Below are 26,652 nucleotides of genomic sequence, written 5' to 3' on the forward strand. Positions count from 1 at the left end.
CCAAACCCCACCCCCCTGCCGGTGAAACCGGGCCCATTCTGGACCCCAGAATCCCCCATTTTTTTCTAACCCTACAGTTCCCCCCGGCCGGCTCCGGCCCCCGCCCCAGAGCTCCGGATTCGCCAGCGGCCCGTTTGCCCCTCAGTCAGCGGCGTGTTTATCCAGGAATTCGTAGACCTCGCGATCATCCACGCCGGGGAAAGTTCCCGTCGGGGTCGCCGCCAGCAAATGTGAGTGAACCTTGACGGAAGGCCAGGCGTAACGCGCCCATTTGGCCTGTAAATCCGCGGAAGGCTCCCGGCAGCAAGTCGCGGCGGGACAGCTGGATTGGAAACGCCGCGGGGTGTCCCGACCGCGAAAGAACTGGGCGTGTTCAAAGGGAGTGCCCACCGAAATCGAAAAGTCCCCTGCTCGGTAGTGTTCCAGCTTGGACACCGACCAATAGGTGCCGGTAGGGGTGTCCGTGTATTGATAATACGGAGCTGCCGGGTCGATTTGTTCAAACAGCTGGCGAGCTCCGAATTTGCGGCACGCCAGCTGCCCTTCAATCGAACCGTCATTATGCGTGGGAAACACTACGCCATCGTTGGCGTAGGCCTTATAGATAGTGCCGTCCGTGCCAACTCGCAAGAAGTGCGCCGTAATGCCCAGGTGTCGGGTCGCCAGGTTCGTGAATCGGTGGGCGGCTGTCTCATAGGTAACGGCGACCCGGTCAGACAGATCCAAGATGGACAAATCCCGGCGCCGCTTGTCCTCCATCAGCTGGGCAACAGTGGCGGTTTGAGGCATCAGCACAGCCGAAGCGAAATAGTTAGCCTCGACCCGTTGACGCAAGAACTCGTGGTAGGACGTGGGTTTGGGATGATTTAACGCCTGGTCACCCAGGGCGCGAAGAATCAGGTTGCGTTGGTCGCGATCGCGGGCTTCCAGAGAGTTCAGATAGATTCGCTGGTGTTTCAAGTCGGTGATGGAACGTGCCCCCCGCGGCAAGTCGGGCAGCTTGACTATGGAAAATCCCAGGTAGTTGGCAATTTCTTCGACTCCGGATTGCAGCAGCGGTCCGCCGGTGAAACCGGTCGCCTCGGTGATTTCCGTGGCGAGTTGCTCAATGTCAGCCAGGTAGTTGTCTTTGTGGTGCATCTCGATATGCAGCTGTTGATTGGCTTTGCGGGCCGCCTCGGGGGAATCCAGGCTGATTGCCGTGATTTGCCGCAGTTTCCGATGCGATGCGACCAGCGCTTTCAACGCGTCGTGAGGCAGCCGCGGACCAATATGCACCTGGGGAATGCCCATTTTGACCGCCTCCGCACTGGTCTGGCACTCGTTCAGTTCCAGTTCCAGCGCGGCTCTCTCGTTGGGGGGACTGGGCTGCATCAACGTTTCGACGCTGACCCCCAGCGCCGCCGCAATAGCAGTGAGCAGGCTCAGTCTCGGTTCGCGTTTGCCGTTCTCTATTTGGCTCAAAAGGGAGGTGGCGCGGTTGACCCGTTCCCCTAAGACGGTCAGGGTCATACCTTGGCTGGTGCGAGCGTAGCGAATCCGGGCTCCCAAGGTCGCTAAATCGATATCGTGGTGGCGTTTACCCGCTTCTGCCGGGGGCAAGGGGGCAGGGATTTCACCGCGGACGGGCTTTTTAGTGGTCATCGGCGCACCTCTAAATTCTTCCCCGCGAAGGGGACGCTCTTTCTCACTTATGTGAAAGTTTAGGATTTTTTCACATCCTAATTTTACGCATCAGGGGTCAAGTAAAGTATTTTTTTATCTTATTGTAAACATTTGCATTTTTTTACACTATTTTGCCTTGAAAACGCCGACAACCCAGCGCCACAATAAAACTAATAAAAGTTTTCACTCAATGGCGAGCCTACAACCCCCGTAAGTTCACACCCTGAGTGCCCGACAAGTTAGGAACCGCAAAATGACCGAAACTGCTGAACAACGCATTGCCCGCGTAGGCGCCGAAATCGACAAAGACTGGAAGACCAACCCTCGCTGGAAAGGGGTCGTGCGCGATTACACCGGTGAACAGGTCGCTCGCCTCCAGGGCTCCCTCACTCAGGAACACACTTTGGCACGGATGGGCGCTGAGAAACTCTGGAAGGCACTGCACGAGAACGACTACGTACACGCTTTGGGTGCCATTACCGGTAATCAGGCCGTAGAAATGGCTAAGGCCGGTTTGAAGGCTATCTACCTGTCCGGCTGGCAGGTCGCTGGCGACGGCAACTCCGCCTCTGAAACCTACCCCGACCAGTCCCTTTACCCCTACGATTCGGTACCGAAGATGGTCAAGCGGATTAACAACGCCCTGGTGCGCGCCGATCAGGTGGACTACTCCGAAGGCAAGTCTGATGTGGACTACTTCCTGCCTATCGTAGCTGACGCAGAAGCCGGTTTCGGCGGCCCGCTGAATGCTTACGAACTGGCCAAGCATCTGATTGAGGCCGGTGCTTCCGGGATGCACTACGAGGATCAGCTGTCCTCGGCAAAGAAGTGCGGTCACTTGGGCGGCAAGGTGTTGATTCCGACCCAGCAGCACATCCAAAACTTGAAGGCGGCCCGTTTGGCGGCTGACGTGGAAGGCGTGCCGACCTTGCTGGTGGCTCGTACCGACTCCTTGGGCGCGAACCTCATCACCTCCGACGTGGACGAAACCGACAAGCCGTTCTTGACCGGCGAGCGCTCCCCCGAAGGCCACTACTACACCACGGCAGGTGTGGACGTGGTTATCGCGCGTTTGCTCGCTTTTGCCCCCTACGCAGACTTGCTGTGGGTCGAGACCAACACTCCGGATCCAGATGTGGCCCGCAAGGTCGCCGAAGCGGTCAAGGGCAAGTACCCGGACAAGATGCTGGCCTACAACTGCTCGCCGTCCTTCAACTGGAAAGCCAACCTATCCGACGATCAAATCGCTTCCTTCCAGAAGGACTTGGGCGCGATGGGTTACGCCTTCCAGTTCATCACTCTGGCGGGCTTCCACCAGATCAACTACGGCATGTTCGACCTGGCCTACGGCTATGCTCGCGAAGGCATGAGCGCTTACGTGAAGCTGCAGCAGGCCGAGTTCGCCTCCGAATCTCGCGGCTACACCGCCACCAAGCACCAGCGTGAGGTTGGTGCGGGCTACTTCGACTTGGTGTCCACCACGGTGAACCCCGAATCCTCCACCTTGGCGCTGAAGGGTTCTACCGAAGAAGCCCAGTTCTAATATCGTTGCGAATTCAACCCCCAAACCGGGCGGCGTCCTCGATTGCGAGACCGTCGACGCCGCCCGGTCACCCATCTACTGAGACATAGAAAAGAGACACACATGGAACTCCGTCCTGTGAAAGTGGTTCATCCGGTTGTCGACGGCACAGAAGTTGTAGCTGAGCGCGAGGACGAAATCCTCACCCCGGAAGCCTTGACTTTCCTCAAAAAATTGCACGTGAATTTTTCCGGGCGTCGCGCCGAGTTGCTGCGTGACCGCCACGACCGCCGTCAGCAGCTGGTCAATGGGCGGCTGCCGCGCTTCTTGGTAGAGACCAAGGGCGTGCGCGAGGACGACTCGTGGAAAGTCGCCCCGCTGGGTCCCGGCCTGGAGGATCGCCGGGTCGAAATGACCGGCCCGACCGACCGTAAGATGACTATTAACGCCCTAAATTCCGGGGCTGCTGCGTGGATGGCGGACTTCGAGGATGCCAACACGCCCCACTGGGAAAACGTCATTGGCGGCCAGGTCAACCTGCGGGACGCGATTGCGGGCACCATCACTTTTGATTCCCCGCAAGGCAAGCACTACGAGCTAAAGGAACGCGACATCACCAAGCTGCCGACCCTGCTGGTGCGTCCGCGCGGCTGGCACCTGGTGGAAAAGCACATCATGGCTGGCAGAGAGCCGATGGTGGGCGCCTTGGTGGACTTCGGTCTGTACTTTTTCCACAACGCCAAGACGTTGATTGAAAAAGGCCGCGGACCGTACTTTTACCTGCCAAAGATGGAGTCTCACCGTGAGGCGCGGCTGTGGGCTGACGTGTTTGCTTACGCCGAAGAGTACGTGGGGATTCCTCACGGCACGATTCGCGCCACCTGCTTGATTGAGACCATCATGGCCGCTTTCGAGATGGAAGAAATCCTCTATGAGCTACGCGATTACAGCGCCGGGCTGAACGCCGGGCGTTGGGACTACATTTTCTCAATCATTAAGAAGTTCCGCGATTCCGGCTCCAAGTACATTCTGCCGGATCGTGCTTTGGTCGGCATGACTGCCCCGATGATGCGCGCCTACACCGAGTTGTTGGTGAAAACGTGTCACAAGCGCGGGGCGTCGGCTATCGGGGGGATGTCTGCCTTTATTCCTTCCCGTGACGCGAGCGAAAACGCTGAGATCGAGCGGAAAGTCCGGGCGGATAAGTCCCGCGAGGCCGCCGATGGTTTCGACGGTTCGTGGTGTGCTCACCCCGGCATGGTGCCCTACATCCGCGACGAGTTCGACAAGGTTTTGGGCACGAACCCGAACCAAATCTCGAAGCAGCGTCCCGAGGTGAACGTTACGGCGGAGGACCTGTTGAACGTGTCTGCTACCGAGGGCGCGGTGAGCGAAGCGGGTGTGCGCACCAACATTTCGGTTTCCTTGCGCTACCTGGAATCTTGGCTGGGCGGCAACGGCGCGGTCGGTATTTTCGGCCTGATGGAAGACGCCGCGACCGCCGAGATTTCCCGCGCCCAGATTTGGCAGTGGATTCACAACCGCGTCAAGCTCGACGACGGCCGCGAGGTCACTCGCGAACTGTGCCAGTCCCTCATGGATGAGGAATCCGCGAAGTTCAAGGCTGAAATCGGGGATGACCCGCAGCGTCAAGCCAACCTGACCCGCGCGGTCCAGATTTTTGGCGACATCTCGCTACAAGATGAGTTCCCGACCTTCCTGACCGTTCCGGTTTACGCCAACTACGTGGCCTAGCGCCGCGGATTGCGCGAAAACCGCAAAGAGCCGGTTTTGTACTGTTTGGTACAGAACCGGCTCTTTGCTATTTCGCTCTAAACCCAGGATTAGCGCAGGGCACTATAGATTTCGCCACGCACTTTCTCAGTGACCGCGGCTTTCCCTCCGACCACGTCAACCTTGCGGACACTGGCCCGATTCCGAGTCAGGAACTGGGTAGTGGGTTTGGTTAGGGTGTCCGGCCTGGTCAGCACCAGAGGCGAACCGGTCCGGGCGGTTAGGGAAGCCGCCAGGGTCGCATCGGGGAAGTCCTTGCCGGTCGCAACGGCAATTCGACCCGGATTCGGCGGGAAGTACGCCGAGGCGACCTTTTCCGCGGTTTCGTAACGGTCAACACCGACTTGCTTCTCATCGAGATGCACCGACCGCTCGGCAGCCGCTACTGCCGGCCCACCCACTGCCACGACCTTTGCCGCCTTGGCGGAGTTCATCCAGCCTTGGCTGGTTCCATCCACCGTGCGGCGCGGAGTGAGCAACACCACGCCAACATTCTTGATGGCCGCCGACGAAGCACTCAAAGCGTCCGGGTAGTCAACGCCGGTCGCCAGGTACACATCTGATTTATCCCGGCCACGTGCCGCCAACAGGTGATCAGCGACGGCTCCCGCGGTACGATAGCGGTCCTGGCCACCCAGGCGCTGTACCTGGAATCCGGCATTTTGCAGCTGAGATGCCGCCCCGGCGCTGATGGCACCGGGATTACCGACCAAAATAACTTTCGTAAATCCGTGGGTCCGCAGAGCATCCACAACCCGACGCGGGACTTGTTTAGTCGGAGTCATCAGGATAGGCGCGTTGTAGTTAGCTGCCAAAGGACCGGCGACCAAAGCGTCAGGATAGTCATCGTCGCGCACCAAGACCGCCGTATCTGACCACGGCAAGCTCACCTTTCCCGCGTAATCAGCGTAAGCCACCGTCAGGTTGTTCGCCTCGGTCGGGGTCGAGGACTTGGCGCTAAAGAAGTCCAGCACTGCCAGAGACGTGTCGATTCGGTCATTCCCTCCGTGACGGACCACCAAGGTGTCGAGGTCACGCACCGGATACGTGATGCCGGTAGACGGGCTGATGGGTGCCACACCGGGACGCGGTTCCGGAGTCGTGGTGGGAATGGGTGTGGGGTTAGTCGGCTCTGGCACAGGCTTTTCCTTCACCGTAAAGGTCACGTTACGGTAGAACGGGATGGCCACGCCCGGCAGGGTGACGCGAATCACGGCTGTATAGGTGCCAGGACGCGCCGTGTCCTTGAGCGTGACGACACCCGAATTCGGGTCGAAGGTGAATAGGTGCTCGTTGCCGGGTGCTATGGTACCGGACAGTTCCGCCTTGCCGCTTCCGGTATAGACCGGTGAAGAGGAGGCGCTGGTGCCTTCCGTCACCTCCGGGACGGTGATGTCCGTGGTGACAGGGGCGGCGTGCAGGGGGATGTTGACCGTCTTGGTGACCTTGTAGGGGCAATTAGCCGGTCCCGGTTTGTTCTGGCCCATGCCACCCGGATCTATGTTGCAGGCAGCCTTATCCCACACGGTGATGGTGACCGGAATGTTTCCGCCCGAGGCTTTCGCGAGGTCCTCAGCGGAGGGGGTCCACTGGAGTTTCACCTGGTTACCAGTAGTCACCAGGTCCATATCCCCGACCTTCGCCTTATTGTCTGGGTCAGAGGCATCAGTTACCGGGTTGTTCGGATCCCACAGCTGGAACCAGTAATTCCCCGAGCCACCCTGGGCCAGGACCGGCTTGGAAATTTGGAGATAATCCAGTCCCACGACCGCCGGGTTCATCGGTTCCACGCTCAACGCCAGGTTGTAGGGCGGGATGTGAATGGTGTGGGAAATGATCTGGGTCTGACCGTTGGGCAGGGTGAGCTGGTAAGACAACTGATGATCCCCGGCAGCACTCGGAGTTGGGGTTCCCGAAACTGCAATAGAGCAACTGCGCGGGTCGCCGCTAGTGGCACAGTTCAAGCCCGTGACCCTGAGTCCGTCGATACTGGTGTCAGTAAAGTTAGCTCCATTAGGGCTATTAAGGCTGAACTTGCAGCTAGTCCCCATACAGGGAGTGCCGTCCGAGTTCAGTTTCGTAACCGTAATAGGTTTGCTGGCGTTGTCTACCATATCGGCTGGAATGGTCGTTCCAATTAACGTTGCAGGGTTTGAGGTCGGAGCCAGTTCATTGCCAATCTTGGCATCAGTAGTGCCGCCGTTTCCACTGTCGATAGTTACGCGGCGCTTGTCGGTGACGTTCACACTGACCACAGCGGGTTTCGGGGCATTAACCCCATTGGGACCGACATACCACACGCAGAACTGCAGCGTTTGCCCTGCCGCGTCGACCGGAACTGCGGACACGCCACTGGCCAGGGAAATCGCCCCGTGGGCGTCGAGCGTCAACCAGGTCGGCATGGAACCCGTGACGGAACACCCACCCGGCGTGCCAAGTGCGCCGGTTGGCTTACCCGTAGAGAAGCCATGCTTACCGGCAGCGGTCTGCTGTCCTGATGGCAAACTGCCGATGTCAACCCGCGGGTTTTGCGGATCCTCTGCTACCAGTTGGGTAGAACCGCTCAAGGAAGTCGCTCCTACAGTCGTGTTAATAGTTAGGCCGTAGACCTGCGGGGGACGCTGGTCGGCAATGTTCACCGTGATAGCGGCCTTCTTGGTGCGCGAGGTCGTGTCGGAGTCCGCGACCACGAAATTCCCTTCCGCGCTACCGCCAGGAATCGGAGTACCATGTACGTTGCCTTCGGAGTCCAGCACCAGTCCGGTGGTGCCGATGGGGTAGCACACGATTGGCTTGCTGGTCGTGCTTTTTACACCCGCGGGGCAAGGTACGGGGGAAACCCGGTTTCCATCCTTGTCCTCGACGTAATAGGTGTATGGTTCTTCCCCTCCTGTAACTTCCAGCTTCATCTTGGGTAAAATCCCACCATTGGCAGTGGTGTTTACCTCGATTTTTTGCGTGCCATCCGGGTTGGTTTTCACATCGACATTGCCGTTGTGGGGGTCATCTTTGAAAATCATGTCGGTTTCAATCAGCAACGGCACAGTCTGTTCGATGCGCTGTTTCGCGCCGCTGTCCAAGCTGACCTTAACCGTGACATCGCCGTCATAAGTTTGGGTCGGGGCACCGGAAATCTTTACCTCTTTATTTTCGCAAGTCACCTTGAGCCCGTCTACCGGCGGGATAAGTTCACACTTCGCAGTAGTATTAGCAGGCCCATCATAGGTGCCTACCTTGACCCCGGAATCGGGTCCATCCGCGGGGCATACCTCACCTTTTTTCAGTTTGATATTGGAACCGTAACAAATGCCCTTCTTACCTTTCTGCAACTCATTATTCTCTATGGTTAGGGTCAGTTTCTTTTCCACCGTAATAGAGAAAGTCTTTTTGATCAGCTGGCCGGAGCCGTCAATGACCAAAACCTGAGCAGTATGGGTGCCGGGTTTGGCATTCGGCGGGATAGACCCGGAGAGCTTCCCGTTAGAGAGCATAAACAGTCCCTGATAATCAGCCGGCACCGGATTGTTCCAGGCATTAGCTGGAATAGTCCCACTCAAGCCGGGAATGGGGAAACACTTCGGGCGAGTATCCGACTTAGGCTCACCCTGTGCGGCGCAATACACCGGGTCTATACCTTTGTAGCCGGGTCTGTGGAGGAACTTGGCTTTCGCGTCAGCGTCCGCCGCGGTCCGAATCTCAGCATTTTCCTCGGCTAGGGAGGTACTGAAACTGCCGTCCCCGCCCTTGGCTTCGGCATAATACGCCGGATAGGGCGCACCTTGTACCCCGACCGTGTCCAACGTCACCGGGTCATGATCGCTCTTAAACGGCGGGCCAGCCCATTCCAGCTTTTGCACCACCGGAATGTTCACGGTGGCGCTGCGCTCGATTCCGTGTCCGTCAGTAACTTTCAGTTCGACCGCCAGGGACGTGGTGCCCTCGGGGATAGCCCCAGTGTTCGTGGAGCTGAGCGTCAAGGTTTTCGCCATCTTGGACTGGTCTCCATGTGGCATGGCAGCAGCCGTAGCAGGTGTGGCCTTGAGGGTCAGATTGTCAACACCCACATTTTCACTTTTACCGTCACGCTTGTATGCCGTGACTTTCTCAATCGTGTAGTTGGCGTTGTCTAGGGCGTAGGTTTCGTTCCAGGCACTAGGGCTTTTGAGAAAATCCTGTCCCGCCGATGTAGTCGGAGTAATGGTTCCGCCCAGATAGTCGACCGTACCGACTGTGGAAGTGTAGCTACCGTTGGTGGCGCGAATCATGCCGGTAGGAGTGCTGGTGTTTAGCTGGAGCGGGGAGGCAAACACGCGCAGCGGTATCGACTTACTGGCAGTGAGGCCAGTCGGGTTACTGGGTGTCTTGATGTCGGCTGTAATCGTGAGGGTAAAGTCCGTTACCCCGCTGACGTCCTTAGCAGCGTAGTCCACAATGGTGCAGTCCGCTGGGTTGCTGCACGTGTAAGACCCTGACTTCTCCGTAACTGTTCCATGTTGGGAGGTAACTTTGAATTGTTTGGGCAGGCCAGCAATCTTTACCGACTGAAGCGGCGCCGCCGTAGAGTCTTTGCTGGGGTCGACCAGCCATGTCATCACCGGAATGCCCTTAACGCCGCTGCTGTCCAAAGTGACGTTGGTGAAGTCCAGGCCTTGCCAGGCGTAGCGTTCCCTCTCGTTCGTATTGAACTTCGGCTGACGGCTATCGTTGACCTTAATAGTGAATTGTTCGGTCTTGGTGAGACCGTTGTGATCTGTGACTTTAACCTGGCACTCCATCTTTCCGCCCTCAGTAAAGGCACCTGCCGACACCTTAATTGTGGCGCCTTCCGCCTTCACATTGGTATTGGTCTGTTTGCAACCCGTTAGTTCGACTTTGTCAATCTGTCCAGACCCGCCGGTCACCCCAATACGGATGTCTGCCGCTTGGCCGACCTCGACAGTGGCGCTATTCACCGTAATCTGAGGGGTGCGGGTATCTTTCACGGTAAAGGCAACCGTCTTAGGGCCAATCTGGTCACCACCAGCATCATCCTGAAGAACCACATCGTATGACCCAAGGCCAAAAGTGCCGTTGGTGCCCTGTGTACCGGGCTGTCCAGGTTTGAGGGTGCCCACGAGTTTCCCGTCCGGGGTCAAAGCCAGGCCGGTATCACCCAGCGGATAGTTCCCCTGCGAATCAGGGGTACCGCCCTGGATAGAGTACTTCCCGGTCGCAATAGTGTTCTGCCCCTTCTTGATTTCCGGGACGGGCAATACCTGGTTGCTGGGGTTATCGGTCTCAACCGTGCCGTTTTCGTCCAACGCCGGTGTGGTGGCACTCGGGGGCACATTGAAATGGTTTTCCAGGTTGGAAAATGCCGAAGCCACCGTAATCTGGAATTGCTTGGTAATCGGATCGCTCCCCGGCGCACTGGAAGCCACCGTCACGCTAATCTCCCGGTTGTTCTTCACCAGTTCTGTCGGCGTACCGGAAATCACCCCAGTCTGAGGATTAATGGACAGTCCCGCAGGCAAACCAGATGCCGCATAGGTAAATGTGGCGCTCTGGCACCCTCCAGACGTGTCCAGCCCATAGCAGCTGTCCCCGCTACCCTCTGTCGGAGTAAAGGCAATAATTTCACTACCAGCGTAGAAGCTATGGCTGTTCGGATTTGGCTCCTTTGCGGTGAACTTTTTATTCACCGGGATTTTCACTTCGACCTGTTTTTTCCCAGATTGCGGAGAGGAGCTATCCGTCAGGGTAAATGTGACCTTAGCCACACTTCCAGCCCCTGTTGTGGGCACGCCCGACAGGCACACATCGTTATTACTGACATTCAACGTCATGCCAGTGGGCAAGTCGGTTATTCCACTAATGCTATAAGGCGTAGTTCCGCCCGAAACACCCAAGCAGTACGGACCATAGCTGCGACCCCCTACGGTGGCGGTGGGCATGGTGGTCTTGGCAACCGACAATCCCTCGCCAATACGCAGGGTGCGGGTGAGAGTCCGCTGAACCCCGTCCTTATCCCTAACGGTAATCGTCACGGAGTAGTCATTATACTCATCAGGTATTGTACCTTTCAGTACAATCTTTCCGTTACCATCATGTTCGGCTCTAAGGCCGCTCGGCAAACCGGTCACACTAACCAATTGGTAGAGCCCGGCTCCGCCGCTCACGGTTGCGATAATGGCTGGTGGGTCAGCATTTAGATTCCGGTCTTTGTTAAGATTCTCGGCATCGTGTTCCGCAACTTTCAGAGTGGACGGCGTCACGACCAGGTTTTTCACGATGGTGGTGGTTTTGCCGTTTTCAGCGGTGGCGGTAATGGTGATGGGGTAGGTTCCAGATTCCCCGGAAGCAATCTTATTGGACGAAAGCGTGCCGGTGGCGGAGTCGAATTCTACCCCCTGGGGCAACCCCTCAACCTTCCATTCTTTAATCTTTGGGCCGTATTTGGTCGTACCCTTTGGCAATTCTGTCCAGCCATCAACGCTCTTGCCTTCCGTCCCGGTCAGGTTCTCATTAGGCTTGAGGCTGCTCAAGTTCGGGACCCGGTTATCCACGACAGTGTACGTGATGGTGGCAGGCTCGCTGACGTTGCCGTTCTTATCCGTAACCTTCACGCTAAACGTGCCGGCCGTGCTGGTGACATGGCCAGGGCCGGGCTTTACTGTAACGGTCAGTACATTATTGGCTAAGGTTAGCGTCATCCAGTCAGGCTTGCCGGTGGGAGTCACGCTCTCATATTGCCCGGAACCGTCGCTAACCGGTATGACCTGGCTCACATTTTTGCCGACCTCGGCGTTTATCGTGGTCGCGGTAACCTTGGGCTTACGGGTGTCGGCGATAGAAAACACCAGGTTGGCTTTCTTGGTCTGAGCCGGAGAATCCGAATCGGTGACGCTCACCACCACGGCGGCGCTGGCACCGGGCTTCGGGGTGCCAAAGAGCTCACCGGTGGACTTGTTCAGGAACAAACCCGTGTCCCCCAGGGCACAGTTGCCCTGGTCGTCGGTATTGTCGCAGGGTAGAGTCCGATAAGCGTAAGAACCGACCCCGCCCGTAACCAAAGACGGGATGTCCACCTTATTACCGTCCTTTACGGCGTCCTTGTCCAAACTAATCCCGATAGTGGGCAGATCACCGTCAATCTTGCTCGAAACCTTAGTCCAGGTTGACTGGTCGATATTTTCAGGTCGCGCGTTACCGGAAGTTTGTTTCAGGGTCACGCCCCCAGGCACGCCCCTCGGATTATCGATAAATTTCAGGTCGGTGGCTACCGGGATAAAAGCTTCTACGGTGACGGTCCGTCCCGCCGCCCCAGTCACGTAAATGTTCAGGGAGGACCCGGGCGCCATCGTCTTGGGCCAGGTTCCGGTCAAACAGATGTCTTCACCCGCCTTGGTGGTCGGGGCGCCATCACACCAATCAGCTTTTAGTTGCTGGGCGGGATCGGTAACCCCGTCGTTATAGGCGTCCAGCCCTTTCACCCGCAGATTGCGGTAAGGCGTAGCGCCGCCGGACACGGTGGCAATCTTAAGTTTTCCGTTCGTCCCGACCGGCTGGTTCTTTTCGCCCTTGCACTTGTAGTTATCATGCTTATCGGGTCCGCTCTCGGGCTTCACGCACATGTTAGTGAGCTGCAACAGCGGGTGAATGACCAGCTGAGCTGTTGCGCCCTCGGGCAATCCGGCCCGATGCTGGGCGCTGTCGGTGACCTCCAGTTTAGACAGGTCAATAGTGCCCGCCTCCTTTGGAGTTCCGGTGACACGCCCGTCACGTTCCAGGCACAGCCCCGAATCCTTGTTTTCTGTGGTGTACAAGGCCCATCCGGTACAGCTATGCGGAGCAGTAGGCTGCGTGTGTCCGGAACCGGTGGCGAACCCGAACCCGTAGCTTCCACTGCCTCCCGTAGCGGTGAACCGGAAGGTTGAGCCGTCTTCCTGCTGGTATACCGCCCCAACGGCGGCGCTGGGCAGGGTAAAGTTCGCAAACTTCAGCGGCGGATAAATCTCCGGGGTAAACACCCGGTCAATGCTGACCGCGGCAGTACCCGTTCCGGCGCTCACCCGCAGGGTATAGGTTTCGCCGTTGGTTAGCGCGCCGTCAGGACACGTGAGTTTCGGTTTGGTCCCGCTGGTATCCACGCTGCAGCCGTTGACTCGCTGATTGCCCAAGTAAACCTTGTATGTCTTGGTGAGGCCCTCGGCGCCGGTGGCGGGGTTAAAGGTCCACTCATAAGCCTGTCCCTTGGTTCCGCCCGGTGCGATACCCGGCTCAAACACCAGGGTGGAGGGCGAGACGGTAATTTTCACGCTAAACTCAGCCGACCATTTTCCATTCACACCCAACGCTTTCAAGGGAACCTGGTGTTCCCCGACGTCACCCTTAACTGGGGTGCCGGTGAGCGTCCCGTCAGGGTTCAGGGTGACCCCGGCCAGTCCGGGCAGCTTTTGTGGCGCAGTGGGGCAGTTAGCCGAGGTGTAGTTTGCGGGCACAAAGCACTTGATTTCGGGGGAACTCGCCGCGTCAATCGCCCCGGTTACTTTCGCGGTGGCGGGAACGGGAATGCCCTGTTCCAGGCTGATGGCGACATTGTTGTTATTTGTCTGAGGGACACGCTGATCCACCACGTGCACCCGCAAAGTTACAGTGCCTACCATTCCGTTGGCACCGGTGACTATCAGGGTGACGGAGCCAATAGTGTCCGCCACAGCCTGATTGGTGGCTTTCAGAGTGTACTTCCCGGTGGTTTTGTTAACCTCGAGGGTGACCCCCTCCGGCAGCACCTTGGTGTCGATTTCATATTTTTGGGGCTTGCCCGAGGGGTCGTTCACTGGCAAAAACCCGGTGACGGTTTCCCCTACGTTTGCCGTGATGGAAGCGTCCTCGGCCACACTAGGACTCCGGTCATCGGCCCGTTTCAGGTTCAAGCCGACATTCACCGAACATCCATGTGTGCAAGAAACCGTATCAGAATCGGTCACCACCACCCGCAGCTGCGGGAAGCCGGCGGTGCCCATAGTTGCCCCCACCAGTTTGCCGTTGCTATCCAACAACAGGCCGGAGGGGTTATGTTTTGTGTCCGCATTGGGAACCTGGTCGCGCCCCCCGGAAGTGGTGGCATCATGCCAAGTATCGTTATCGTTATCCCGGTATTGCAGTTTGTAACTGTAGGGTGAGACCCCGCCGGTAATGCCAGCCGCAGAACTCACGTCAAGCAGCGGATTGCCGGAAGTGTAGGTCGTTCCGCCCTGAGCAGTCGCAGACAGGGTATCTGTTGCCGCCTTGAGGTCAGTGTTGATGCGCAGCTGGAAAGTGACGGTAGTCGAGGAGCGTTCCGCCACGGTGCCGTCCTTACCCCGCAGGTAAACCTTGACGCTCACCCCACCTGGCGTGGTGGTTTCCAAAGGCTTGCCAGTGATTACACCATTGGCGTCCATGGTCAAACCGGCCGGCAAACCGGCAGCGCTGAAAGTGTAATTCGCGAAGTTCCCGGTGCCGCCCGACAGATAGGACTTTACGTTCTGCGGTCCGTAGCTCAATCCTTTCGTGCCATCGGGCAGGTCCGCGCTGGTTACGACAGGGGCGGGGTCGGTGTCTGCCACGATTTGAGGCAGCAGCGTCATCTTTAGCCAGCCCTCCGACCCGGTCAGGGTGGTCAGGGCTTTCACTTGGGGCAGGGTGTATTTGGCGCCGTTTAAGGTGCGGCCATTTTTGTCGGTGTATTTCACCTGCAGGTAATAGGTCGTAGCCTTGGACACGTTCGGGGTTCCGGAACAGAGAATAAATTTCCCGTCGCCGGAATTGTCTTTCGGCTCACAGCTGATCCCGCCAATACTGCCGGACACCAGATTATTGTCGCCGTCATACACCCCCAGAATTTCGGCATTAGCGTAGGTATTGCGAGGCAAAGTAGTACCGCTAACCGTCAATTCATTAGCCGAAGGTTCCCCACCGGAAACCCAAATCACAATGGGGGTTCCGTTCGCGTTCTGGTAGTCACTGCCACCAGAGCCGGTGGGCAGCTGGGCGCGCTGCAAAATCAAGGGCGAGCCGGGGTAAATCTCATACTTCATGGCGGGGGTGACCCCACCGTCCTCGTCGGTGGCTTTCACCCAGAAAACGGCGGATTTACCCGCTTGGGTGGTTCCGGTGACTTGGCCGGTCGCTGTATTAAACTTCAATCCGCTCTTAGCGTTGCCGTTACGCAGGCTCACCATCCCGTTCATGTCGGGCACGAGCGCGGTGCCACTGTTCCCTGGGTCAGTGTCGAACACCTGATAGGTGAAGTGCCGGCCTTGCCAATCCGGGAAGGGCGAAACCAAGCCGGAGTAGGGCACCCCGACGGCGGGAAACTTTTCCAGCGGGGAGTACTTGCTCACCTCAGAATCCTGGGTCCCCGGTTCTATCTGCGGTTTTAGACGCGGCTCGACTGTCCAAGGCAGATACTGCACTGACGTGTGCGAGTTGCCATCTTTGTCGGTGAAAGTGAATTTGACCCACAGCGAGTGAACCCCAGATTTTTCCGGCGTACCGCTAAGTGTGCAGCCGTTACCCGTGCTTTCCCGCTTCAAGTCGTAAGGTAGGGCATCTGTGGCGGCCGCGGTGTCAGTATTTGAAACCGCCTGGCAACCGGTGAGCTTAACCAAGTTATCAGCCGGTGCCTTCTTGGTGATTGTGAAGGTTCCCGGTGTGTTCGCCGCTCCCTTGTTGATTTCAAGTTGAATCGGCTTGTACAGGAAACTTTGCGAGGCCAACACCTGCCATTCGGGATGTTCAGTGACGGTTTCGGGTACGACATCGACCCAGTATTCCTGAAAAGTGTCGCCAGTCAGTTCCGTGTCAAAGGTCACCGACCCGCTGCCTTGACCACCTTGTGCTGTAAATGATTTGGACTCGATGGGGGTTCCCGAACCGTTATCGTTCAACGTTCCGGTGTACAGATGCGCCACCAGCGGGGTGTTTAGCGGCAACCGACTGTAATCCACTTGGACTTTATCCCCATAGAAGGATTGGGTGCCAGCACTCGACCCCAAACTTTCCCCGTGGGGCAGCAGCTGCATTTGCAGCGGCCGCAACAGTACCCGAACGTTATCCTCCCAGTGGGTGCCGGTCCAGCCCTGGTTGGCACTGCCGAGGATACCGTTAAGCGTGGTTCCCCAGCCATCAACCGCAGTGGGGAACGGACTCCAGTAGGCCATCCGCTTGGGCAACGGCTGCAGGCTTACGTTGTTTGACTCACAGGAGCCTTTGAACACCTGGAACTTCATGTTTTGTTTAACATCAACATCGTTGTTAAAGTAAATCGTCCAGTTAGGGGTTTTACCGTTATCTTCCGATGGGTCCAAGTTTGAAGTAGTGGTGCAGCGAGCCTCGACCCTGTTGTTTTTATCTTTCACTGCCGCGACCACTACGTAACCCCCTGCGGGGGTATTCGCCGGATAATCTGCGATGTTCGCTCGCCCCACGTAAGGGTTGCCGCCGCCCCTGTTAAGGGTTTGGTTTTCCCAACGCACATAGCCCTGCAGAGTCTTTCTCTTCTTGGCTGCCGGAGTGGCTCCAGGTGGTGAGGGAAGGGAAGGCTCGATAGCTACCCCGTTTCCAAGCAGTTCCTCTTGCGACTCCGCGACTTTAATGAGCCCGATATTCACCTGGGATACCTGGGTAGAGTTCCTGCCTACAGAAAGGAAACCCCACTGCATCATCTGGCTGGCAGTCCAGTTGAAATCTTTCCTGGTGGAGTAACCCTGGATGACCCCGCCGGTTCGCTCCGAGAAAGTCAGACGGTATCCAGGAACCTGTTCGGGGTTAATCCACACCTGGAGACGCTGGGCGTGGCCTTCGCCGGGGCGGAATTGTCCCAGTTCCCCGTTGTAATCAACAAAGTCGCGCATTTTGATGGCATAGTTCGAGAGCCGGTCAGTTTTTGATTTTGTTTCGTTAGAGGTGGTGGTGGTTTTGAAAATCGGTGACCACGCCCCATTATTGGCCTGGTAGCGGGCAAATACATGGATACCAGCAACGACTTTCTCGCCCTGATCATCAGTCGCGCCAGCGCGTTCCCCCGAGAGATAGGTAACGACTTTCCCGGTCACCACCCAGTTATCCTGCGGGGAAGCATCGGATTCAATCGGTTCGCGTCCCTTCATAATCCAAGTCGGCAGGTCAATTGCGCCGGGGAACGCGGAACGCTCCTCAGCCAGAGCCGGGGTAGGCAGAACCAGCCCCAACAGGGTCAAAGCCAACGCGGTGCCCGCGACAGTCAAACGACGCAAGATGCTCATCGTTCCCGCCCCCTTTTTCTTTAAAACTTAACTACTTCTCACACTACAGGTTTTATATCGGCACTGCGGGGAGAAATCTTAGGAAAAAGTGGAGTCGTTTTGGGACTGACCAGGATTTATTCAAAATCCACGACCACCGGAGCGTGGTCGGAGGGCTGTTCCCCATCACGTTCCGCAGTATCAATAAACGCGCCGGTCACACGGGAAACCAGGCGCGGAGTAGCCAAGGCGAAGTCGATTTTCATGCCTTGGTTACGCCGCCAGCGGGCCCGCTGGTAATCCCAGTAAGTCCAGCCGGGAGCGAATTGCCGGGTAATTTCGGTCAGATTTCCGGGCAAACCCGCAATGAGGTCATCGTGGAGGGTGACCGCGTCACCGACCGTGTCGGGGTCCAGGAGCTTGGCAAACACTTGCCGCTCCGGTTCGGAAACATGGGTCGCCCCGGCAAAGTCCGCCATGTCCCACACGTCCTCGTCACGGGGAGCCACGTTGAAGTCCCCCAGGTAAAGCCCCAAACTCTCCGGATCCGTGTCCAGAGTGCGAATCACGTGGGAACGCAGGGAATCGAGCCATTTTAACTTGTACTGGTAGTGAGGGTGGCCGACTTCGCGCCCATTGGGAACATAGAGCGACCAGCACTCCACCCCGGCCACGCGCACCCCCAACACTCGTGGTTCCAGCTGAGGCGGTTTGGGCGGGACAGAAAAGTACGGTTGGGCGATGGCACCGTAAAACTCGGTACCCAGCAGGTGAGCGCTAATCCCCTGGCGCACCGCCACCGCGACCCCGTTCCACTGATTCAAACCGTTAACAAACACCTGGTAGCCGGCGGTTTCAAAAGCGGCGGTAGGGAACTGATCGTTGCGGCACTTGATTTCTTGCATCGCCAAAACGTCGATGTGTTCGCGTTCCAGGAACGCCGTCACTCGATTCAAGCGAGTGCGAATCGAGTTCACGTTCCAAGTCGCTATACGCACCGTTACCTCCCTAAGAACCAGCGTTTCCAGTCTACCGAATTCCCATTTTCCCTGGGCAAGGATGACTACAATTGCTTTATGGAGAGCAAATTTGAAAAGGTCTGTGACCTGGCACGTGAACTCGCATTTCCCCCAGACTTTGCCTTCGGCACTTCCACGGCTTCGTATCAAATTGAAGGAGCCGTCAACGCCGACGGACGCCAAGAGAGCATCTGGGATGCTTTTGTCCACACCCCCGGCAAAGTCATTGATAACACCACCGGCGACACCGCTTGTGACCACTACCACCTGTTCAACCGCGATGTGGAACTGATGCGACAAGCTGGCCTGAAACACTATCGCCTCTCCTTGGCTTGGCCGCGTATCCTGACCGCGGCAGGGACACCGAACCAGGCCGGAATCGATTTCTATAACCGCGTCCTAGATGCCCTAGCTGAGGCAGACATCGAAGTCATGGCGACGCTGTATCACTGGGATTTGCCCCAAGCCATGCAGGAAAAGGGCGGCTGGCTCAATCCCGAGACCACCGCCATGTTCCTGCGCTACGCCCGGATTGCCTACGAAGCATTCCATGACCGGGTGAAACACTGGATTCCCATTAACGAGCCGAATGTCCACACCCTGCTCGGCCACGCTATCGGCATCCACGCTCCCGGTCTGACGCTTGGCTACCAGGCGCTTGGCGTGGGACACGCCTTGAACTTGGCTCACGGTGAGACAGTGCGGCTACTGCACGGTTTGGGTGCTCAGTCGGTGGGTTGCGCCCCCAACCATACCCCGGTCTATCCGGCCGACACAGAAAACCCGATGGACGTACAGATGGCCGGTCTCTATGACGCGATTTACAACGACTTCTTCGCTTCGGCCATGTTGAAAGGGACTTACCCGCAGGCGGTTCTGGACCTCATAGCCCAGGAGGTCAACCCCGAGACTGCTGCAACCATGAGCGAGCAGGTCAGAAACGCATGCGAGCCCCTGGAGTTTTATGGAATCAACTACTATGAACCGGCCGTAGTGGTCTCACGACTGCCCGGCGACGACACGCCTCCAACAGCCGCACCCGCGGCCGCACCCCCCTTGCACGCAGACAACGCCAATCTGTACGCGATGCCGGACGGTATCCCCTTCACGATTGAATCCCTAAAGATGGAGGACCGCACCAGCTTCGACTGGGCGATTTATCCTGCGGGACTGACCGAAATCCTGGTACAGCTCCGGGAACGCTACGGGTCGGCCTTGCCCCCAATCATTGTGACCGAGGGCGGTGCGGCGTTTACGGAAACCGTCACCACCAACGACTCCGGTCAAGCGCGGGTTCATGACCCGCGGCGTATCGACTACCTGGCCCGACACTTCCAGGCTGTCGCGGCGGCTCGCCAAGCCGGGGGAAACGTGGCCGGATACTATGTTTGGTCTCTGCTGGACAACTTTGAATGGGCCGACGGCGAAACCCAGCGGTTCGGGCTGATCTACACGGACTTCGACACCGCCGATAAGACCCGGATTCCCAAAGATTCTTATTACTGGTATCGAGACTTGATTGCGCAGGTACGCCAGCAATGAGCGCCGACCCCGCCAGCTCCGCACGCTCGGGACGCTTTCACGCCCAAGTTCCCGCCGACGCACCTCTGGAAAAACCCCGGCTAAGGTGGCGCGTCAGCGTTTCCGCAGCGAACCTCGCCGTCTATACGGCCTGGTTCGGACCTATCCAGGTACTGCTGGGGTTGCAAGCGGCCGCTGTCGCCCCGGACTATAAGGAATACGTGCTCTCGCTGGTCACCGGTGTCGGAGCTTTCGTCTCTGCCCTGGGTAACCCAATCTTTGGGGCGCTCTCTGACCGCACGACTTCCCGCTTCGGACGCCGTTTGCCCTGGGTATTTTGGGGAACAATTCTGGGGGCGCTGGCCTTGGCTTGGTTGGCATTTTCTCATTCGGTGTGGGCCATGGTGGTCGCTTGGGCGCTGGTACAAGCCTGCCTAAACGCTATGTACGCAGCCATCACCGCCACCGTCAATGACCAGGTGAAAGTGGAATACCGCGGTCAAATGGGCGGCTGGTTGGGAATGGGACAAACCCTCGGGGTCGTCGCGGGAACGGGGATGGCCTCCGCTTTCGGCAACCTGACCTGGGGATACCTGGCCTGCATCGCCCTCCTCATCGCTCTGGTGATTCCCTACCTGTTCACCGCCCACGACCGTTACCTCGTCGAGAAACCCGCGCCCTTCAATCTTTGGGCCTTCCTGAAACGATTTTGGGTATCCCCCCGGCGTTACCCCGACTTTGCCTGGACCTGGGCCAGTCGTTTCCTCATCAACCTAGCTAACTCCCTCTGCACGCTTTACCTGCTGTTTTACCTCATGGATGCGGTGGGCTACGCACATCCCGACTTCGGAGTATTTGTGCTCTCCGGCCTATACGCGCTGATGACCGTGGCGACGACCCTCGCCGGTGGAACTATCTCTGACCGGATGGGGAAACGCAAGCCCTTGGTGGCGCTCTCTGGCCTGACCATGGCACTATCGGGTCTCAGCCTGGCGTTCATCCAGACTTGGGAAGGCGCGCTCCTGGGGGCGTTTCTACTCGGGATAGGCTACGGTATCTATGTTTCCGTAGACTTTGCGCTGGTCACGCAGGTGCTACCGCCAACCAATGACGCGGCGCGCGACCTCGGAGTTATCAACATCGCGGCCGCTTTGCCTCAGGCGCTGGCTCCCCTGCTGGCCGCGCCGCTGGTAAAAGCGTTTCCGGATTACACCAGCGGTTATATGGCGCTATACATCTTCGCGGCCCTCATTGTGCTGGTCGGGGCCGCGCTGGTGTATAAGGTAAAGAGTGTGCGCTAAACAGTTCATACCCTGGCGATAATGTCGGCAATCGAGTCCACGACTTCGTTAGGCCGATAAGAGAAATTAGTGATTTCTTCGCGATCCGTGGAACCGGTCAACACCAGGAACGTATGCAGACCGGACTCTACCCCCGCCAACATATCCGTATCCATCCGGTCGCCAATCATGGCGGTTTCCTCGGAGTGGGCGCCAATCTTGTTCAATCCCGTGCGGAACATGACCGGGTTGGGTTTGCCGATAAAGTACGGATTCTTGCCGGTGGCGGCCGTAATCATGGCGGCGATTGCGCCGGTGGCAGGAATGGGGCCGTCCTTGGTGGGGCCGGTCATGTCAGGATTCGTGGCGATAAACTTGGCGCCCTTGTTGATGAGCTGCACCGCCGTGGCAATCTGGTCGAAAGAATACGAGCGCGTCTCGCCCAACACCACGTATTCCGGATCTGTGGAAGTCATGACGTAGCCCGCCTGGTACAGGGCGGTGGTCAAACCGGCTTCGCCCACCACATAAGCGCTGGATTTCGGGGACTGGGTTTTCAGGAAAGACGCGGTGGCCAGCGCGGAAGTCCAGATGCGTTCCTCGGGGACCTCCAGGCCGGAAGCCGCCAGACGTGCGGAGAGATCGCGAGGCGTAAAGATGGAGTTGTTGGTCAAAACCAGGTATTCCCGGCCCTTGTCCCGCAGGGCTTGCAGGAACTCAGCCGCACCTGGAATCGCCTTGGTTTCATGCACCAGGACGCCGTCCATGTCGGTCAGCCAGTACTTGACGGGTTTCATGACCGGGGTGATTTCCTTTTCCCGGTCCTCTTTCGTGCCGAAAGTCGCGTCCATCATCGCTTCAAGTTTGTCAGCTGTTTGGCTTTTCAATGTGTTCCCCTCAATTTACTTCGGTCCCCAGATTCTGGGGAGGCGACAGAACCCCCAACGCCGGAACACCGGCAAAGACTACCGGACGCGCCGGCTTTGGCAACTCAAACGTTCACTTATAAGGTTATGCAATAGAAGAATTTATTGCAATGATTGGGTGATTTTTGTGGCGAAATGGGCGCTGATTACGGGGGCTTCCAGCGGTTTAGGTGAGGAGTTTGCCTGGCAATTGGCTGCCGAGCCGCTCAACGTCGTACTGGTCGCCAGGCGTCAAGACCGTTTGGAGGCTTTGGCGCAGCGGATTCACACCACTCTGGGCGTCGAAACGGAAGTTTTGGTCGAAGATTTGTCCACCAAGGCCGGTCAGTATGCGGTCATTCGCCGCCTGCGCGACGACTCCCGCCCGGTCGCGGTGCTGGTCAACAACGCGGGTTTTGGTTTGGGGCAAACTTTTGTGGGCGGAAAGTGGGACCGCGAGGACGAAGCCCTAGAGGTGATGGTGCGGGCCTTGTGCCGGCTGACGTTTGAGGGCGCACAAGCGATGGGGTCACGTACCCATCGCCGCACACCCGGCAAAGTGGAACGGTTGTTACAAAAATTGACCGGTCAGCCCGCGCTGGGGAAAGCTTCGGGCGGCGGGGTCATCATCAATGTTTCCTCCGCTACCGCCTACACCGCTATGGGCACCTACGCGGCGATGAAGACGTGGGTGCGGTTCTTTAGCGAGGCTGTTTCTACCGAGCTGCGCGGCACCGGCGTATCCATCACCGCCGTGGCACCGGGACTAATGAAAACCGAGTTCCACCAATCAGCCCAGATGAACGCCTCAGTCTGGCCCGAATACGGCTTTGTCGACCCCGAAACAGTCGTCAGAGCCGCCATCGAAGCAGCTCGCCACCGCCGCGTCCTGGTCACCCCGACCGTTCGGTACAAAATCGCGATGGCGGGCGCGCGCCTGGCTCCCCGCTGGCTGATGCGCGCCCTGTTCAACTCCCGCCTATTCTCCCGGGCGCTGTGAGGTCGAGCCTCTCTTTGGGTGCAGTTTCTGGGGCTTTTAGTCTTTAGACCAAGCCAGTTTGCGTAACCGTTGGACGCTGAAGTTAGCGACATCTTCGGGTTCGCAAATATTGCGCCCCTGCGCAAAGACGCATACCCGGTCAGAGACTTCGAGGATTTCTTCTTCCTCAGAGGAAACTACCACTACCGCTACATTCTCTTGATGCGCCATGTCCTTGAATATGCGGTGAATCTCACCCTTAGCGCCGATATCCACGCCTTTGGTGGGTTCATCAAGCATCAGTAACTGAGGATTCAGCGCAATAGCCCGTCCCAGCAGAACTTTCTGTTGGTTTCCACCCGAAAGGCTGACCACAGGACCTTGAAGGTTACCCCGAATTTGGAGCCGAGCGAGGATACTCTGCATCGCAGAATCCATTTTTTTCAAACTCAGCCAAGTAAACTTACTAAATTGTTTCATTACAGGCAATGACGTATTTACGATTGGTGAAAGTTGCGGAACTATACCGTCCATTTTTCTTTCTTCAGTAACATAAACCAAACCTGCTTTTAATGAATCAATAGGTTTATGTCCTTGGAATGGTTGACCGTGAACAGAAATACTTCCACTCTCTATTGGATGCAATGTGCCCAGCGCGCGGAGGAATTCGGTTCTCCCCGAACCAATCAGGCCATAAATTCCAAGCACTTCTCCAGGATAAATATCGAGGTTAACACCTTTTAATACTGCGGAGCGAAGCTCCCTGACCTGTACTAACGGTTCGCTGCTGCCCCGCACTTCTGATAGTTCTGAAGCTGGCTCAGGTATGGTTTCCCTCTTTGGCTCCGAATCAATAAGGCTCGATGCATCCTCCCCGGCAATAGCCACCACCACGTCTTCGTGGGAAACTTCATTTACATTACCGTCAATACGTACTTTTCCGTCAACCAAAGCAACAATTCTGTCACAAATACGATATAACTCATCGAGCTTATGGTTGACGATTAGCACTCCGATATTGGATTGTTCTGCCAAGTTTTTAATATATTTCAAAAGGGAATCGACCTGCTCACCTTCCAGAGAGGTCGTTGGCTCATCCAATAGCAAGTACTTGATATTTTTAGACGTGGCGACAGCAATCTCCAAAAGTTGGCGCGTCGCCACAGCATAGTGGCCCAGGGGCGTATCAACGTTTACGTCGATACCGAAACGCTGTACCAGCTCTTTTGCCTGGCTGCGCATTTCTTCCTTTTTAAGCCCTTTCCAATCAGACTTTTCCCTTCCCAAAAAGACATTTTGCGCTACTGTCAGATTCGGCAACAACGACAGCTCTTGATAGACGGTCCCCACGCCCTTTGCCAGGGCATCTGCTGGTGAGGTAAAGCTAACTTCTGTCCCATCGATCAGCACTTGTCCGCTATCTGCACCATGAGCCCCCGAAAGGACCTTCAACAGGGTAGATTTGCCAGCGCCATTGTGACCCACCAAGCCAACAATTTCACCGGGATGAATTTTGATAGAGACGCCTGCGAGAGCAGGCACCGAAGAATAATATTTCGCAATATTTCGCGCTTCGAATACTTCCATCATCGCAGGCGTCTCCTTCCTTCTCGATGAAGGTTTACTGATTGGTTATTATTAGCCGACTTCACCGGGAGCGGGTGTTTGGCCCTTAGTGAACAACTTCAGGGGCCGAAGAATATTTTCTTCCACCTCACCTCCACCTATATAAGTCTTAATCTGCTGTACGGTACGACGACCGTAGTCTTCCGGTTCCTGAGCGACACAGGCAGGATAGGCATCGTCTGTCTGCATTTCAGACGCGCAGAATCCGTACACCTTAACATCCTTACCAGAGGCTTTGACCGCTTCCACAGCACCTTGTGCAGCAGGACCGGTGGACGCAAAGATTACGCTGATTCCGGGATTCCCCTGCAGCATCTCAGAGGTCACGTTTAATGAATCTGTGAGCTTCACGTTGCCATCGACTTCTGCTACCACCTTGGCGTTGGGATTTTTTGCAATAGCTTTCTTAAAACCTTCGTCGCGTTCTACCACTACGACCTCATCAGGTTCGGTGACAAAGCCGATTTCCATTGCGGTGTCGGCACCCAGATCTTTCATAATCTGCTCAGCCATCTGAGCTCCACCAGCTGCGTTATCGGCCCCCAAATACTGAATTACGGATGCCCCTTGTGCTTTCAAAGCATCGGGATCAGCCGAGATATTAACGGTAAACACCGGTACGCCCTTATCATTTGCGGCCTTGACAATAGCCGCGGCCGGTTCAGATTTAACCGGGTTCAGCGCCAAGGCACAGGGATTCTTACCTAGCATAGCTTGGGCTTGAGCCAGCTGATTGGCATCGTCGTCATTTGCAATTTGAACTTCGACTTTGAAGCCATTCTTGGAGCCCTCGTCCTCGAAGCCTTCCTTCATTGCTACGTAGTAGGGATTTGTCTGGTTAGGCAAAAGTACTGCCAAATAGGGATTGTCTCCCTTGCAGGCTGCAGGAATAGACGCCGCCCCATTATCCTTTTCGGAACTTGCAGAAGTTCCGGTATCCAGCGCATTGCTGCAGGCAGATAAAGCGAAGGCGGCAAGTGCTCCCACGCCTAAGGTTGCCAGAATTTTTTTCATTTCTATCCTTCTTTCAGTGAGGGTTGTGTTTTCTGATCATCTTTTACACTCGTTGAGTGTTCAAGCATTTTGTCTCCTTGTGCAGGAGAATCTGGAGTCGTTGCGGAACCGCTAGGTTTCATAAAATGCTGAAGCAAACGGCGTATCGAGAAGCCTCGGCGATTTGTGTCAATAAGCACACCAATCAAGATAATTACGCCAATAACCAAAGGTTGCCAGTAAGAAGACACTCCTATGACATTCATGCCGTTTGAGACCTCGGCGATGAGCAGCGCTCCCAAAAAAGCACCGGGAATTGAGCCGACCCCGCCAAAAAGTGAAACCCCGCCGACCACAGCAGATGCGATTGAATAGAACTGTTCAGTTCCAGAACCTGCCGTGGGATACCCCACCATCAGACGCGAAGCGGTGATGATGCCGCCACAAGCTGCAGTCACACCTGAGATTACGTAAACCAAGACAGTAATCTTGGCAACGTTAATACCAGCCAACCGAGATGTTGCCGGATTGCCACCAACTGCATAAATATGTACGCCAGTGGCGGTATGTCGAAGGAACAACGCACAAAGGACAGCTGCAATCAACACCATAACTACAGGTATCGGGATTCCAAATAGACGCCCGCGTCCGAAAATCGCAAACATGGGGTCTGAAACGGTAACCGATTTCGCGTCGGTGAGAATCTTCGGAATCGACGCCGAAATGCCAAAAGTTGCGAAGGTGACGATAAAAGGCGGCATCTTGCCCCAATACACCATCGCTCCGTTGAACAGTCCCACACCAACACCGACAAGTATGGCGATGAGAGCCGCTGCCCACCAAGGAACGCCGGATTGCATCGCCATTGCTGCGATGACCCCGGTCAAGGCGATGTTAGACCCTACAGACAGGTCGATACCACCTGTTAGCAGTACAAAAGTTTGACCTAAGGCCAAGAACAACACCACAGAACCATTGAGGAATAGCACTTCAAGGTTATCTAAGGTGCGAAAAGCCGGGGATATGATACCCATGATGATACCCACAGCCAGGACCACCCCGGCAACTCCCAGCTCCTGCGGTAGACGAAATTTTTTCAT

General features: G+C 56.7%; 12 protein-coding genes. 5 read left to right on the forward strand and 7 right to left on the reverse strand.

Features of this window, described 5'->3' with window-relative positions; genetic code table 11:
• Positions 1-141: 141 nt before the first annotated feature.
• Positions 142-1,644, reverse strand: a complete 1,503-nt coding sequence (locus tag AC5LBQ_RS01800) for a helix-turn-helix domain-containing protein (protein ID WP_493264458.1) — start codon at positions 1,642-1,644, stop codon at positions 142-144.
• Between the two features lie 274 nt (positions 1,645-1,918).
• Between AC5LBQ_RS01800 and aceA the strand changes: the two genes are divergently transcribed.
• Both aceA and aceB read left to right on the forward strand, forming a co-directional pair.
• On the forward strand, positions 1,919-3,208 hold the full coding sequence (aceA, locus tag AC5LBQ_RS01805; protein ID WP_297346023.1) for an isocitrate lyase: 1,290 nt from the start codon (positions 1,919-1,921) through the stop codon (positions 3,206-3,208).
• A gap of 102 nt (positions 3,209-3,310) precedes the next feature.
• Entirely contained in the window at positions 3,311-4,942 is a 1,632-nt protein-coding gene (gene aceB, locus AC5LBQ_RS01810) for a malate synthase A (RefSeq protein ID WP_295026175.1), read from the forward strand.
• Between the two features lie 89 nt (positions 4,943-5,031).
• On the opposite strand, the gene AC5LBQ_RS01815 is transcribed toward aceB, so the two are convergent.
• Together AC5LBQ_RS01815 and AC5LBQ_RS01820 are read right to left on the reverse strand one after the other, a co-directional pair.
• A complete protein-coding gene (locus AC5LBQ_RS01815) occupies positions 5,032-17,250 on the reverse strand; it encodes a cell wall-binding repeat-containing protein (RefSeq protein ID WP_493264459.1) in 12,219 nt (4,072 codons plus the stop codon).
• A gap of 116 nt (positions 17,251-17,366) precedes the next feature.
• Complete coding sequence (locus tag AC5LBQ_RS01820; protein ID WP_493264460.1) at positions 17,367-18,227, reverse strand: exodeoxyribonuclease III; 861 nt, start codon at positions 18,225-18,227, stop codon at positions 17,367-17,369.
• Positions 18,228-18,305: 78 nt separating this feature from the next.
• Here AC5LBQ_RS01820 and AC5LBQ_RS01825 point away from each other — a divergent pair, with 78 nt between their 5' ends.
• Both AC5LBQ_RS01825 and AC5LBQ_RS01830 read left to right on the forward strand, forming a co-directional pair.
• On the forward strand, positions 18,306-19,790 hold the full coding sequence (locus AC5LBQ_RS01825) for a glycoside hydrolase family 1 protein (protein WP_493264461.1): 1,485 nt from the start codon (positions 18,306-18,308) through the stop codon (positions 19,788-19,790).
• Positions 19,787-21,070 (forward strand): MFS transporter, encoded by a 1,284-nt coding sequence (locus AC5LBQ_RS01830; protein WP_493264462.1) that lies wholly within the window; start codon positions 19,787-19,789, stop codon positions 21,068-21,070. Before AC5LBQ_RS01825 ends, AC5LBQ_RS01830 begins: the two co-directional genes overlap by 4 nt.
• Positions 21,071-21,075: 5 nt before the next feature.
• On the opposite strand, the gene AC5LBQ_RS01835 is transcribed toward AC5LBQ_RS01830, so the two are convergent.
• Positions 21,076-21,903, reverse strand: a complete 828-nt coding sequence (locus AC5LBQ_RS01835) for an HAD-IIA family hydrolase (RefSeq protein ID WP_295026385.1) — start codon at positions 21,901-21,903, stop codon at positions 21,076-21,078.
• A gap of 199 nt (positions 21,904-22,102) precedes the next feature.
• Here AC5LBQ_RS01835 and AC5LBQ_RS01840 point away from each other — a divergent pair, with 199 nt between their 5' ends.
• Positions 22,103-22,954, forward strand: a complete 852-nt coding sequence (locus AC5LBQ_RS01840; RefSeq protein WP_295026387.1) for an SDR family NAD(P)-dependent oxidoreductase — start codon at positions 22,103-22,105, stop codon at positions 22,952-22,954.
• Between the two features lie 36 nt (positions 22,955-22,990).
• Here the strand turns inward: AC5LBQ_RS01840 and AC5LBQ_RS01845 are convergent, their stop codons facing one another.
• Genes AC5LBQ_RS01845 through AC5LBQ_RS01855 form a run of 3 tightly spaced genes read right to left on the reverse strand, consistent with a single transcriptional unit; the run spans position 22,991 to position 26,652 of the window.
• Positions 22,991-24,523: a sugar ABC transporter ATP-binding protein gene (locus tag AC5LBQ_RS01845; RefSeq protein WP_295026184.1), complete on the reverse strand. Its 1,533-nt coding sequence runs from the start codon at positions 24,521-24,523 to the stop codon at positions 22,991-22,993.
• Between the two features lie 48 nt (positions 24,524-24,571).
• Positions 24,572-25,573, reverse strand: a complete 1,002-nt coding sequence (locus AC5LBQ_RS01850; protein WP_295026185.1) for a substrate-binding domain-containing protein — start codon at positions 25,571-25,573, stop codon at positions 24,572-24,574.
• Between the two features lie 2 nt (positions 25,574-25,575).
• Positions 25,576-26,652: an ABC transporter permease gene (locus tag AC5LBQ_RS01855; protein ID WP_282922289.1), complete on the reverse strand. Its 1,077-nt coding sequence runs from the start codon at positions 26,650-26,652 to the stop codon at positions 25,576-25,578.

The sequence above is a fragment of the Mobiluncus sp. genome, assembly GCF_985070215.1.

Bases quoted from the DNA above. Each gene is read 5' to 3' on its own strand.
- AC5LBQ_RS01800 (WP_493264458.1), bottom strand. From the start codon at position 1,644: ATGACCACTAAAAAGCCCGTCCGCGGTGAAATCCCTGCCCCCTTGCCC.
- aceA (WP_297346023.1), top strand. From the start codon at position 1,919: ATGACCGAAACTGCTGAACAACGCATTGCCCGCGTAGGCGCCGAAATC.
- aceB (WP_295026175.1), top strand. From the start codon at position 3,311: ATGGAACTCCGTCCTGTGAAAGTGGTTCATCCGGTTGTCGACGGCACA.
- AC5LBQ_RS01815 (WP_493264459.1), bottom strand. From the start codon at position 17,250: ATGAGCATCTTGCGTCGTTTGACTGTCGCGGGCACCGCGTTGGCTTTG.
- AC5LBQ_RS01825 (WP_493264461.1), top strand. From the start codon at position 18,306: ATGGAGAGCAAATTTGAAAAGGTCTGTGACCTGGCACGTGAACTCGCA.
- AC5LBQ_RS01830 (WP_493264462.1), top strand. From the start codon at position 19,787: ATGAGCGCCGACCCCGCCAGCTCCGCACGCTCGGGACGCTTTCACGCC.
- AC5LBQ_RS01835 (WP_295026385.1), bottom strand. From the start codon at position 21,903: ATGATGGACGCGACTTTCGGCACGAAAGAGGACCGGGAAAAGGAAATC.
- AC5LBQ_RS01845 (WP_295026184.1), bottom strand. From the start codon at position 24,523: ATGATGGAAGTATTCGAAGCGCGAAATATTGCGAAATATTATTCTTCG.
- AC5LBQ_RS01850 (WP_295026185.1), bottom strand. From the start codon at position 25,573: ATGAAAAAAATTCTGGCAACCTTAGGCGTGGGAGCACTTGCCGCCTTC.
- AC5LBQ_RS01855 (WP_282922289.1), bottom strand. From the start codon at position 26,652: ATGAAAAAATTTCGTCTACCGCAGGAGCTGGGAGTTGCCGGGGTGGTC.